Source organism: Streptomyces sp. NBC_01296 (assembly GCF_035984415.1).
Classification (GTDB): Bacteria; Actinomycetota; Actinomycetes; order Streptomycetales; family Streptomycetaceae; genus Streptomyces.
Genome location: NZ_CP130720.1, coordinates 8,794,284 through 8,806,966, shown reverse-complemented (window position 1 = coordinate 8,806,966; position 12,683 = coordinate 8,794,284). Strand labels below are relative to the sequence as shown.

Annotated in this window: 11 protein-coding genes and 1 pseudogene; 7 read left to right on the top strand and 5 right to left on the bottom strand. The window is 70.1% G+C overall.

All coding sequences use genetic code 11. The features are described from left to right. Positions 1 to 113: 113 nt before the first annotated feature. Positions 114 to 1,574 carry a hypothetical protein gene (locus OG299_RS40245; protein ID WP_327364406.1) on the bottom strand — a complete coding sequence of 487 codons (1,461 nt, stop codon included), beginning with the start codon at positions 1,572 to 1,574 and terminating at the stop codon, positions 114 to 116. Positions 1,575 to 2,000: 426 nt separating this feature from the next. On the opposite strand from OG299_RS40245, the gene OG299_RS40240 reads away from it, so the two are divergent. The 4 genes and pseudogenes from OG299_RS40240 to OG299_RS40225 all read left to right on the top strand — a co-directional run bounded on the left by OG299_RS40240 (position 2,001) and on the right by OG299_RS40225 (position 5,094). Continuing rightward, on the top strand, positions 2,001 to 2,816 hold the full coding sequence (locus OG299_RS40240) for a polysaccharide deacetylase family protein (RefSeq protein WP_327359931.1): 816 nt from the start codon (positions 2,001 to 2,003) through the stop codon (positions 2,814 to 2,816). A gap of 124 nt (positions 2,817 to 2,940) precedes the next feature. Next, positions 2,941 to 3,573, top strand: a complete 633-nt coding sequence (locus OG299_RS40235) for a hypothetical protein (RefSeq protein WP_327359932.1) — start codon at positions 2,941 to 2,943, stop codon at positions 3,571 to 3,573. Positions 3,574 to 4,211: 638 nt separating this feature from the next. Next, positions 4,212 to 4,295 (top strand): annotated as a pseudogene (locus OG299_RS40230) (GNAT family N-acetyltransferase); the annotation flags it as partial. A 55-nt stretch (positions 4,296 to 4,350) separates the two neighbouring features. Then, entirely contained in the window at positions 4,351 to 5,094 is a 744-nt protein-coding gene (locus OG299_RS40225; protein ID WP_327359933.1) for a TIGR02391 family protein, read from the top strand. 1,606 nt (positions 5,095 to 6,700) lie between these two features. Here the strand turns inward: OG299_RS40225 and OG299_RS40220 are convergent. Then, positions 6,701 to 8,851 carry a hypothetical protein gene (locus tag OG299_RS40220; RefSeq protein WP_327359934.1) on the bottom strand — a complete coding sequence of 717 codons (2,151 nt, stop codon included), beginning with the start codon at positions 8,849 to 8,851 and terminating at the stop codon, positions 6,701 to 6,703. A 189-nt stretch (positions 8,852 to 9,040) separates the two neighbouring features. Here OG299_RS40220 and OG299_RS40215 point away from each other — a divergent pair, with 189 nt between their 5' ends. After that, complete coding sequence (locus tag OG299_RS40215; protein WP_327359935.1) at positions 9,041 to 10,138, top strand: barstar family protein; 1,098 nt, start codon at positions 9,041 to 9,043, stop codon at positions 10,136 to 10,138. A 110-nt stretch (positions 10,139 to 10,248) separates the two neighbouring features. Here OG299_RS40215 and OG299_RS40210 read toward each other — a convergent pair whose 3' ends face one another. From OG299_RS40210 to OG299_RS40200, 3 genes are all read right to left on the bottom strand, one after another. Further along, positions 10,249 to 10,647 carry a DUF5958 family protein gene (locus tag OG299_RS40210; RefSeq protein ID WP_327364405.1) on the bottom strand — a complete coding sequence of 133 codons (399 nt, stop codon included), beginning with the start codon at positions 10,645 to 10,647 and terminating at the stop codon, positions 10,249 to 10,251. 45 nt (positions 10,648 to 10,692) lie between these two features. Continuing rightward, complete coding sequence (locus tag OG299_RS40205) at positions 10,693 to 11,145, bottom strand: hypothetical protein (RefSeq protein WP_327364403.1); 453 nt, start codon at positions 11,143 to 11,145, stop codon at positions 10,693 to 10,695. A gap of 317 nt (positions 11,146 to 11,462) precedes the next feature. Beyond that, entirely contained in the window at positions 11,463 to 11,747 is a 285-nt protein-coding gene (locus OG299_RS40200) for a hypothetical protein (protein ID WP_327364402.1), read from the bottom strand. A 130-nt stretch (positions 11,748 to 11,877) separates the two neighbouring features. Here OG299_RS40200 and OG299_RS40195 point away from each other — a divergent pair, with 130 nt between their 5' ends. Beyond that, a complete protein-coding gene (locus OG299_RS40195) occupies positions 11,878 to 12,222 on the top strand; it encodes a hypothetical protein (protein ID WP_327364401.1) in 345 nt (114 codons plus the stop codon). Beyond that, a complete protein-coding gene (locus OG299_RS40190; protein WP_327364400.1) occupies positions 12,219 to 12,530 on the top strand; it encodes a hypothetical protein in 312 nt (103 codons plus the stop codon). Before OG299_RS40195 ends, OG299_RS40190 begins: the two co-directional genes overlap by 4 nt. Positions 12,531 to 12,683: the final 153 nt, after the last annotated feature.

Genomic DNA, 12,683 nt, shown 5'->3' with positions numbered 1-12,683 from the left:
CACAGCGGGGGAACCTCACTCAGCGGCAGCACGTGCGCGTTGTCGCGGCAACGGTGCCCTCCCTCGCGTGCGCCGCCAACCGCAGATTCGTTCGACCGACTCCTCGCAAGGCTCTACGGCGCATGCTGCTGCTTCCCGGCCGGGGCCGGCAGCGTCGCAGGCCCGAGGTAGGCAAGAAGGCCCGGGATGCCAGGCAGGGCGGGGAGGGGGTGGGGCCGCCAGGCCCGGGCGTAGGGAGGTGGGTGCGCGTCGCCTCGTACGAGGACAGCCACAGGCCGGCTGCGCGCAGTGACCCCCATCTCGGCCGGGGTGATGCTGCCGTCGTGGCCACCGGTCTGGCGGGACGCGCAGCCGGAGCGGAACGCGACTCGGACGGCTTCCTCCCCGCTGACGACACATGGGGGGCGAAGCCCTTGGCGGCGGAGTGCCGCGGCCACCCGCCCGAACGCCATCTGGCTCGACCGGCTGCGGGAGACCGCTGCTTCGAGGATTAGATATTGGACGGTCAGGTGAGCGGTCAGCGCCAGCACCAAGGCGGTGACGACGACCGCGCGTGGCCGCGCGGCACCAGCCAGCCACATCAGGCTCAGCGCCGCCGGGAGCGAGAGCAGCGAGTAGGCAGGCAGCAAGAAGCGGGGTGCCGCGTAACCGACCAGGAGCAGGTACGGCACCGCCAGGGACAGTCCGACCACCGTCGGCACAAGGATGAGGGCCGTCTTGCGCGCGCGAGCCGCAGCCACGACGCCGCCTGCAGTGAGCAGCGGCAGAACGAACCACCATGCAGCGGAGAGCGGTTCCCGCAACGGCACATTGCAGGGGCGGCACAGGGTCCGCCCCTGCAGCGCCCGCACATGGTCGTCGAATGCAAGGTGCCATCCGAAATGCCCCTGGATATCGCCCGCACGTCTGAGCCGGGCGGGGAGACCGCCGTAGCGGAGGTACGCCTCGATGACCCATTCAGCGCTGCCGAGGACCGCTCCCGCAACCAGCACGAGCAGCACGGCCGGACGCCGCCACGCCCGAACGGACAACGCGGCACCAAAGAGCGGCAAGAGGAGCCAGAACGCGTCACCCGGCCGCATGAGCGCGGTGAAGGCCACAGCTGCGCCGAGACCGGCCAGCGCCGCACGGTCCGAACGGTCCTGCGCCGCTCTCAGGAAACAGCCAACCGCGATCAGCGCCCCGTACGCGACCCACAGGTTGGGCATGGCCTGCGAGCCGTAGAGCATGGTGATCCACAGGCCAGCGAAGAGCGCACCCGCGAGAGCGGCGACACGGGGAGAGAGGAGCCGACGCCATACGCACATCGACAGCAGGAGACCGGCGCCCGAGAGAACGGCAAGATAGGCGCGGAGCGCCTCCAGCGAATCCGTCAACCCCACTACGGGAGCGACAAGAAAGGAGATGCCACGGGCCCGCGGGGCGCTGAAGAACGCGGCGGGGGCATGCGGGCTGACCTGGCTGACATAGACCGCCTCGTCCCATCCCAGACCCGCCCCCGGCACGACGAGCAACAGCTGGGCAACGGTGTACGCCGCCGCGATGCCAGCGGGCCATTGGACATCGCGAACCATCGCCCGGTATCTGCGGGAGCGGGGCTGCGGTGCCCTCGGGTTGCCCGCTCTGGCTGATGTCTGCGTCACGGCTGGACCCCACTGGTCTGTCGGGAATCGGACCTGGCGTTTGACCACCACGGTGCCGCCGGACAGCAGTCCCCGCCTTCCGCGGTACGGCACTCGGACCAGTGCCTGCAGCCGTCGGCTTGTCGCACGACTGCCCTGGCTGTCACCACATGGGACCGGACCCCTCGTCCCTCTCGCCCACACCAGCCGTGTGCTGCGCACCCGGATGGCCGCCATGCTCGCCTGGCCGGCTACATCCACCACGGCCTGCGCATGACGTCGCGCATCTACCGTGCACGACGTCATTCCTGAGCCAGCTGCCTCCGCCGTGTCGGGTGCCGTGCGTTTCGTAACCTTGATACTGATAGTCCTGTGAGCATGAGCGCGCACCGCCGTCTTAGAAAAATCCTGACTGGTGTAGCGGCCGCCGCAACCGCGGCCGTAGTCCTTGGCGCCTGTGGCTCGGCGCGGCCCGCTTCGGCCCCTGGCGCCAAGACTCCTCCGGCTTCTTCTCGCGTTTCACGGCCGGCCCCGAGCGCGACACCCTTGCCGATTACTCAGAAGCCACACCCGGTCGACTGCCAAAAGACTCAGTGCGTCGCTCTGACCTTCGACGCAGGACCCGGCCCCGACACGACCCGACTGCTGGACATCCTCAAGGCCAAAGGGGTCAACGCGACGTTCTTCCTACTGGGCAAGAATGTGACCCGCCGTCCGGACCTGGTGCGGAGAGAGGCGTCTGAGGGGCACGAGTTGGCCAACCACACCTGGACGCACCGGCTCCTGACCAAGGCATCGGCGGAGGAGACCCGCCACGAGCTCATGCTCCTCCAGGAACGCGTCAAGGAGCTCACCGGCCGGACTCCCACCCTGATGCGTCCACCACGGGGACTGACGAACCCAAGTGTCGCCGAGGTCTGCCGCTCCCTGGGTCTCGCGCAGATCCTGTGGTCCGTCACAGCCAAGGATTACCGCGACCACGATCCCGAGGTCATCACGAGCCGTGTCCTGCAAGGGGCCCAGCGCAACGGGATCATCCTCTTGCACGACGTGTACCCAGGCACTGTTCCCGCCGTGCCCGGGATCATCGACGGTCTGAGGCGGCGCGGCCTCACCCCCGTGACCGTCTCCCAGCTCTTCGCCCCCCACCGACCCGAACCGGGCCAGGCATACTGGAGCGCACCCTCCGCCTGACTTTGGTCCACGAGCAGATCGGTATGGACCGCGGCCAGTGAGGCTGTAGTGGCCGAGCCAGCCAGCTGAGGCACTCGGCGCATAGCCGGTGGCCGGGCTGCGACTTCTGGCCGATGCTGTTGTCATGCATCGAGCGACCTCCCGCACCGTCAGGGCACGGCGGCTGTCGTCCCTCCGGCGGCGGACCCCGGCCGGCGCAACGCCACGGCAGGCGCGTTCCCTCGGCCACGACGTGGCGCCCTGGGCGGCAGCCCTGTCGGCTGTCGCGGCGGCAATCGGTCTGTTCTTCAGCGCCACGGTGGCATCGTCGAGCGTGGACGCTACGCGTAAGCAATTGGAGCGGGACCGGCGGCAGCAGGCCGGACGGGTCAGTTACTGGACCGAGGACGCCAGCGGTATGAGCGAGACGGTGATCGTCGCGAATCGCTCGCTGGACCCGGTCACCCGAGTCGACCTCTGGTTCTATGCGCCGGACGCGGGTGTCGATAAGTACGAATGGGTTTTCATGGGTTTCGATGCCATCCCGCCCTGCACCCGGCTGATCTTCTCCCCTCGTGCCATCGACGACTTCCTGAAGGGCTACGGCATTGCGCAGGGCGGGGCACCGATTCGCGCTGTCCAGTTCTTCGATAGCGACGGGCAGCAGTGGTTGCGCGACCCGGACGGGCTTCGGGCGGCCGAAAACGAGAGGAAGGATGGCGAGGACGTCGGCGTCGCGCCGGCCCGGCAAGAACCAGCCGAGCACTGCGACAAGTGAGGATCGGCCGACGTCCCTTGAAGAGAACCCACACTGGGCCCGGACCGCTGCCGTCAGCGAGGAGCACTCCCCCCGAGCCTGCGTGTGCGGTCGGCGAACAGCGCCCGGCGCCCTCGAACTTCTACTCCAGGGCCAGGCCGCCCGCCAGGACGCCGGGACTGGGGACGGACTCGGCGGCCTGGGCGAGCATCGGCTCAAAGGGAGGGGCCAGGACCCCCGGGGTTGGCCTCCTTCACCGCCGCTCCGGGCCTGGCCCCCAGCGTCACCCGCCGGGCGCGGTCCGGCGCGCCCGATGCGGCCAGAAGGCCCCGCGACGTCAAGCTGCGGGGTGAGCCGGCTTCTGCTGTGACTCTAGGAGCCGGGCGCGGCACTCCTGGCAGAGCGGGTTCTCTGGGGGAGACGGTGTGGCGCGAGGCAGAGGAAAGTCGGTTTGTACAGCTCAGCGGGCGGACCACCAACGCTAGTCGCTGCAACAGGTGCGGTGCCATCGCCGGTTCGGGTGACTCGAAGAACGGTGGGGTGGGGTGCGGGGCGGGCACGACAGCGTGGGGCCGCGACCGGACCCTCGTCCCGGTCGCGGCTCCGCCGCTTCGAGGAGCCGTCGGTGGCTACCGCGGCACCGATGCTGAGGGCGGCCGGGCACCCGCGAACGCATCGGCCGCCACAACGGCCTGTGGCGCGACGTCGTGCTGCTGGAGCGGCGCAGCACCCTGGTGGTGTGAACCGATCCGGGAATTCCGGTTCCCGGCCGGTGGGCTCCGGGTGCAGGATTCGGCCATGGCCATTTCCATTGCAGATATCGCCTGGGCTCGCGCGGAGCTGGCCCGGTTCCTGGAGCTGACCACGCTGTACCACCCGCCGGACCCTCCGGGGGTCACCTTCATCACCTCGCGTATGTCCAACCGGGGGGATCAGAAGGACATCCTGGCCAGCGCTCAGGTGGTCGAGCAGATCCTGGACCGGGTGCTTCCCGGCTGGCGCACGGAGATACCGGACAGCCGCGTCAACCGCTGGTGTCGACACCGGGAGGCCGCCCAGCGAGCTGAGGCCGTGCTGGAGCGCGACGGCGAGGTACGTGCGCGGCTGGGGGACGATGCCCCAGACCTGAACGCCTCGGCGATGCACCCCTGGGCGTGGGAGGGTGCGCGGCCGCTGTGGCAGAGCGGGCACTTCCGCGAGGCCGTCACGGCCGCCGCCCGAAAGGTCAACGCTGAGACGCAGAACAAGGTCGGCCGCAAGGACGTGAGCGAGACCAGGCTGTTCCAGCAGGCCTTTTCCCAGGACGATCCCAAACCCGGGCAGCCCCGCCTGCGCCTGATGGACAACGACGGAAGCGACACCTTCCGCAGTGTCCACCGCGGTGCTGCGGCCTTCACGGAGGGCTTCTTCGCCGGGATCCGCAACCCCAACAGCCACGATGACGGACTCCCCGAACTTCCCCAACATGAGGCGCTGGAGCAGTTGGCCGCGCTCAGCGTCCTGGCCCTCTGGGTCGATACCGCGGCCCTGGTCACCGCCTGACGCCCGAAAGCTCTTGGCTGTTCAGGCAAGCAGTCGCGGATCTGTGACTGCGGAAAGGCCCCTGCGGGTTCGGCTGGGCGGTCCGAGTAGGGTGCGGTCAAAAGCGGGGGTGGAAGATCTTGCTGCGGGGTCCGATCGTTCTGGCTCTCGCCTGGGCCTACCACCGGCGGCGCCCGCCCTGCCTGACGCAGGGCGGGCGCCGGGTTCAGACGTAGGTCCTGCGCCACTGGTCGGCCGAGACTCAATGGCGTTCGTCGTGCAGACGATCCGCCGTATCTCGGCAGCATCGGCTCGACCGGTGGTCTGAGCACCATCCCGGGGCCTCCCTCACGGCTTGTCCCTCTTCCAGGGTCGGCCGGGCCGGCTCCACACGGCCCGGCGGGACGGGCGTGGATCATCCATCCGAGGGGCCCGGCAGGGCCGTCAGGGCCAGTGCCGGGGTCGGCTGCGGCACGGTAGCGGCATGCGCCGCTGGTCCCTGCCCCTGGCCCTCGCCGCGCTGCTCGCGGCCTCCGGATGCATCACCGTCCACCCCGCCCACCAGGGTCTCCTCCGCTACGGTCCAGAAAAGTGCACGCGGGCCCGCCGCACAGGATTCCCATACCTGAGACGTCAGGTATGGGTGGCGATCTGTACGTCACACGTGCCATGGTGAGCCCATTGTCTATTCCACCCCCGGTCGGAATAGACAATGCGGTTCCGCCCCCTCCCAGAACTGCAGTGGGACGTTTTCCGGCAAAAACGGAAGACGCCCGCCGCTGGCAGCGACGGGCGTAACCCCCAGGTCAGGGGGTCACCCTCATGACGACAACATGAGGGTGACCCCCTTTGCAATGAGGGCCGCCGTGTAGTAGCAGAACATCACCGGATACGCCCAGTCGTGGGCGAATCTGCGCGCTCTCCACCACCACGGCACCTCTGGCGGACCGCTCTCCCGGCTGTGACATCCCATGGACATCACGCCTCCTTCGACTGCCTGGAGGGACCAGGCGCCCCGGGTGTCCGGTTCTCCGGGCCCGCGCGGAACCCGAAGCATTCCACCCCGGAAGGAACGGGAGCGAAGCCGCCATGACGTAGTCCACCACAGATCCGGAGGGCCCAACGCCCGTATAGGCGCGGCCAGATACGTGGGCACAGCAACGGCATAACGCTGCGAGGTCGCACCACCGCCAAAGCCCTGACATGGGCGCGTCACCGAACGCATCCAGTCCGCTTCCGAATCGGACGAGTTGACATCCCTAAACATGGACTCACCGAAAATCTTGGTCCGGGGTCGACGGCAACCCAGAGCTTTAGGGTGTGATCAGCAACACACCCGACGCACCCCTGCCGCGACGGCCCAGCCGTCGAGGTCGGCCGCCCGCAGCCGCCCTCCAGCGCCCCGCTTCCCGAGACGAGGGCGCCGCCGAGCAGCCGGCGCGGGCGCTGCCCAGATGCAGGCCAACGCCCGGAATCAACGCGAAGACAGCAGGATGCCCGGTCACGAGATCTGTGGCTGAGCAGCGTAGTTGGCCCGTCCGGCCAACTACGCCGCTCACGGTCCGGGACGAATGGTGCAGGGCGCGGCCTGGTTCGGATGCCGAGGCGGCCGACGATGCCCGGCAGGTCAGGGTGCCGCGGGGTCCGGGCAGGCGGTGAGGAGTATCCGGGCGCGGTTTCGGAGGGCTTCGTCCTGGCGGATGACGCGATCTTCGACTCCCGAGCGGACCACCCGGGCGTCGCCGACGGCGAGAGCGGCAAGTCGGCGCGCGTGGTCGCCGGTCAATGCCTCGGGGCCGAGTGCTTCCAGGGCGTCGCAGGCACCCGTCGGATCGGCGTCCGATTCGGCCGACCGCAAGGCGGCCTCGGCGAGCGCGGTGCGGTCCAGCGAGGCGGGTTCGGCCACGGCCGTGAGGGCCAGCACCGCGGCCGGCGCCTGTGCCGGGTCGTCAAGGGCGGCTTCCAGGCGGGCGGCGAGCGGCCGTCCCGCGGAGCCGAGAAGGACCGTCGTGCGGGCGGCCCGCACCACCGACCACCGGGACCAGGGGTTCTGTTCGGCGCGCGCGAAGACCGAGTCCAGAACGGCAACCACCCCTTCCGCGTCCCCCGTGACGCGCCACAGAGCCTCAGCGAGGGCCGTGTCCGTATCCAGCGCAGGCGTGGTGTTGCCGTCCGTGCCGCTGAGCGCCTCGCGCAGGGCAGGCGCAAGCGCCGCTCCCCGGGGACCGAGCGCACCGGCCATCTTGGCGGCCTCCCTGAGCTGGCTGGCACCACGCCGGAGGTCGTGTTCGAGGCAGTGCAGCAGGGGCGCGATCTCGCCGTCGAGGTCGTGCAGGGCCTTCGCCGCGGGGAGGACTGCCTGCTCGGCCGCCACCGCCCGCAACGACGTGACGGCCCGGGCGCGGTCCGTCGGGGCGCAGTCGGCGGCGACGGAAGCGATGGCTCGGGCGGCCTGGCCGGGAAAGTGCGGGAGCGCCGCGCACAGCTCGGGCAACGCCGGCGCTGCCTCGGCGCCCCACCCCGCCAGCAGGTTCGTCAGCTGCCAGGGTTCGTTGCCGCTCAGGGCCTCGGGCTGGGCAAGGCGGTCGCGGACCGCGTCGAGGAGTTCGCCGTTGTACGGGAAGGCGGAGTCCTCCGGGCTGCGGAACCCGGCGGCGGCGTCGAGGGCCCGCGGGCGCCGCCCGAGGCCGGCGGCCAGGAGCGGGGCCGACTGCGCGGGCGCAACCTGTACGAGTGCGGCCAGGGCCCGGTCCGCATGGTCGTCGTCGTGGTCCGGGTTCCGTCCGGCGAGGGGGGCGAGGATGTCCGCGGCCGGTGCGGCGACGCTGCCCAGCCGGCCCAGGAGGGACGACGTGGCTACCACCGACTCCTCGTCGACGGCCGCCGCTCGCAGGTTCCATACCAGTCGCCGCGGGGCACTGCGGGAGAGCATGCAGGCGCGGTCGGCCGCCCAGAGGCCTTCGGCCCGCACCTCGGCCCGACCGTCGTGCAGGGCTGCGTCGATCAGTGCGAACGCCACCTTGCGCTCCTTGCGGCGGCCCCGGCCCAGGAGTGCCTCGATGACGGCGGCCAGCGGCTCGCCGCGTTTGAGGTCGAGATCGGAGCGCAGGGGGTCGGCGGGTAGAAGGGACAGCATCGTCGTGTGCATGGGTTCGGTCCACGGAGCGCCTGCGTCGAGGGAGGCGAAGACGGCGGCCATGCGCACCTCGGCTGGCTGGGACGGGTCCAGGACGGCGGCGGCAGCCGCCGCTCCGCCCTGCGGGTCGAGCCGTGCGATCCCGGCCAGAACCTCGGCGCGCGCGGCGGGTTCGGGTTCCTCGTCCAAGCGCGCGCGGAGGGCGGGGAGCGCAATCGCGGTCGCGCGGGTGTGGGACACCGCCCAGGCCGCGGTCCGGCGGACCTCCGGCTCCGGGGAGGCCAACAGGGGCAGTAGCAACGGGAGCCGGTCCGCCACGGCCGCCCGGACCGCGCCCGGTGCCACGCCGTACTCGTCCTCGCTCTCCGCCATGCCGCCGAGCAGCGCCAGGACGTCTGCCGTGCGGTGGCCGGCCGCCGCGATCCCGGCCAGGAACGGCACCGCCTCCGCGCTGGCGGCGTAGACCGTCCCCTGGTGCAGAACGCTCCCGTACAGCTCGGACAACGCCTCATCCGCCGCATCCGCGTCGGCGCCGGTCAGAGCCCGCAGCAGATCGGGAATGTCCTCCGCGCTGCCATACGCATGGGAGAGGGAAGACCAGTGGCGGATATCCAGGCCGTCGAGCAGGTGTACGAGATCCATGCGGAGCATCGTGCCAGCCACCTCTGACATGACCGGGCCACCTACGCCGCTCACCCGGGCCAACTGAACCGCTCAGTCACACGTGTGCCTGAGCGGTTCAGTTGGCACCATCCGCCAGTTGGAGCGCTCAGCCTCGAGTCGCCCTGACCGGCCACGAAAAGGGCTTCACGGTCTACTCCTCGTCCGGGCATGATTCCCACCGTGCATAAGGACAGGGACCATCGCGGGCAGGGACGGTACACGCTGACGGACACAGGGGACGGCCATGTCTGGGGCACCTGCGCCGAGGCCGAGGGACTATTCAGGGAGCCGCGGCGCGGGACGTACGAACTGTTCGGCTGGGTCCCCGACGGAGCCGAGGTACGAGGCTGGGTCGGCAGCCGAGTGTGGCTGGTGCCGGAAGACAGGACGCTTGACGCCTGGCTCCTGGAGGACGCGGAAAGCCTCGGACCATACCCGGGAACGGACGCTCTCGTGATCAATGGTCTGGACGACTATGAGGGGCCGCCCGAGGGACACAGGGCTCCTGTCCGACTGCACAACGGGTACCAGTGGCTGGGCTCCTGCCGGGAGTTGCCGCGCGTCCTGCCGCCCGAGCACGCAGCGTCCCCGCTCATCTTGCGCGGGCTCGCCCCGGGTGACCGACTGCGGCGGGCACTGGCGACGGGCACCCGGCGGGCACTGGACCTGGAGGAGGCCTGGCTGGAGATACGGGACGACCGGGGCGAGCAGCTCACCGACCGTCTGCTGCGGCCCAAGGTCCGCACGTGGCGCCCGTCCTCCCATCGGACGGATCTGATCGATCTGGAACTCGACGGTGAGCACTTCGAACCTGTACCGGGGTACGCGCGGCCCATCTGGGAGCGCTGGCTGGCCGGACCACCGGACGCTCCTGGCGCCTGGGCAAGCCTCGACACCCGGCAACGCGGGGCCTGGCTCGACCTCGTCCGTGAGCGGGGCTGCCGGCTCGAGCACCACGACCGGGCGGCCGGACGCATGTACGAGCTGGACGGCCGACACATCACCGATGAACCGGGCCTCTACCTGGCACTCGGCGAGGCTGTCAACGGACCGGGCGGCTACTTCGGCGGCTGCCTGGACGCCCTCGTCGACTGTCTGCGCGGCAACTTCGGCTACACCGCCCCCGCAACCCTGCTCTGGCGGGATGCCGCAACCGCAGCCGGGTACCTGTCCCGCGTCTTGGCGCCGAACGGCGAGTCGTACGACCTGGTGGCCACCGTACTCGAGGTGCTGGCCGAGGGCGGGATGCGCGTCACCCTCATGTAAATCGGCATCCCACCGCGCGGCCGCGGTAATGACGAGTTGCTGCCGCCGGGTGGCTGGCCAGGCGCGCGTCGGTATCAGGAGCAGCGTCGTGCCCAGCGCCGGCGGAGGGATCAGCCAGTGGCGGATAGCCTGTGCCACCAGTGACCGCACCCGTCGGAGCAGAAGCGTTCGCGCCGTCGTCCGTCGGCGATCGCGAGGACCGCGACCAGCAGCCGGAACGCCTTGCGGCGTTCATCGAGGGGCGTGAGAGAGGCGATCTTCCCCAACTGGTGCTCAATCCGGCCGCGGGTAATCAGGACCGCGGGTGTGTGCGTCGGGCGCAGCCCGGCGCGGCGGACGCTCTCCGGTCCGTCCTCGGTGGTGGCGCGCGCCTGGACACAGTGGTGGCGTAGGAACAGCAATGCCTCGGACTGTTCCTCCGGGCCAAGTGCGTCGAACCATTCGATGCCCTGTGACATCGGGCGCAACCCCTGCGCGAGTTCGTTGAGCATGACGTCGCGTTCGGTCACGGCTGCCTCCCTTCGGACAAGCGGCGCTTCGCCGCGGAATCGAGGTCAGTGGAACCAGGCAACAAGTCGCACATGTTCCGCTCCGTGCACTTCGCTGAGTGTTCGCATCACGCTCCAGACTGGTCCCCAGTGGGTTTCGTCTCCTGCAACCGATTCTCGGCTCCGCGTGCCCGAGCTGTCTGTTTCTCGCCAGTCGGCGGCGGCCAGCTCGGCCCAGGTGATCCACGTTGTGCCGTGGACGTCAGGAGGTCCGCCGTACGCGGCGTATTCGGTCCGCAGCCCCTCGGATGTGTCGCTCGGAAGGCCACGGCCTTCGGCCAAGGGGCGAAAGCCGATGTAGTTGCGGATACCGAAAAGGCAGGCGAGGGCTTCGTAGGCGTTGCCATTGTTGAGCAGGAAAAGGTCGATGGCGGCGCGCCATGCGGAGTCCTCGTCTTCGGGGCCCCATAGGCGGGCACCTGGTCGACACTCGATCATCCCGCTGACTTCGGTAGACATGCGGGCATCCTGCCTGCATAGCTCATGCCCTGGCACTTGCTTTTCTGCGGCCTGCCGCGCCAAACCAGTTCCAGCGGCCGTCTCAGGCACCCGTGCGGGAGGCGATCTCCGCGATGTGGTGAAGTGCTGCCTGGTACGCCTGGGCGTTGCCTGGCTGTTCTTGCCAGGTGCGGATCCGGAGGGTGGTGGACTCCAGAGTTCCGGGCGGGATTCCGAGGTAGCGGGCGGCCCCGGTTCGTGATCCACCGCGGGCCATCTGGACCAGGGCCGGATAGCGGCGTCGCGCTGCAGGAGCCGCAGGGGCCCGTCCAGTTCGCTCAGTGGCGCTGTCCAGGCGTCCGGGAGTAGGTCTGGGATGCTGCGCGGGTCGAGGCGGCCTTGGTGGGTGGGCGGTTGGGGGAAGAGCGCGGGCGGTCCGGCGCGCCCTCGACCTCGGTGCGGCCGCCTGCTTCCACACCGCTGTCCTGGCGGACCATCCGCAGGACGTCCTGGCCGCGCTCGAGGCCGGCACAGCTGCTGGCAAGAACGTCACGGTCCGCCCAGCAGACGGCGAGCACTACCGCTTCTACCTCTCCGAGCTCCCCGGTCCCGACGAACTCCACACCCTCCTGCCCCACCCGCTGGGGCTCGCGGGCTATCGGGAACCACGCTGAACAGCCGTAGCAGGAATCGCCTCCGGTCCCGCCGTGGCGCGCACTATCGTGGAGGGCGACGAGCGGAGAGGACGCAATCATGACCACCGCCCCCGGGCCCTCCCGAGGCATCCCCCCGATGCCGGAGCGCAGCATCCCCGCGCTGCGTGCCGCGATCGCCACCCACGCGCCGCAGCTGCTGGCCGACTTCGAGGCCAACTGGCGGGCGAAGATCGCCGACACGTACGACATCGGTGCCGGCCCCGCTTTCCTGGCGCGCTGGTGGGGCGAGTACGCCCTCGCCCGGGATCCCGATCTCGACCACCACGTGCGTGATCTTGAGCAGCGGGCCGCCGAGTGCGCCGATCCCGACAAGGCCAGGGATCTCCTGGAAGAAGCCTCCCGAATCCACCACCAGATGGCTTCGCTCGGGCCCGGCGAGTGAGCGCAGAGTTCACCGGCCCGCCCTGGGCCGCGGACTGGACCAAGCTGGCCGCCGAGTACCGCGACGCTCTGCACACCCGCGTGCGAGACCTGATCATCGACGCCGTCACCGAGCTGAAGACCTCCCGCCACCCCTACCGCGACGACCATCTCGACACGACGAGCGTCAGCATCGAACCCGCCCGCTCCACCGAGCCCCGCGGCGCGCACATCCTGTACTTCGACCACGGCCACGGCTGGCTCCGCTACACCTTCACCCACCGCACCGCAGACCCCCAGATCGTCATCGAACGAATCTTCTGGCAGTAACACCCGGAATCGTGATCACGCCCCTGCGCCTGCGCCAGTCGCCCCGTTTCCTCCAGGCCGCCGGGCCGGCCCGTCCTCAGGACTCAGGGGGTGAGCTCTTGGGTGTCAGCCGAGCACTGCCATCCGCAGACCCTTCGCGCGGCGGCGGTGAGG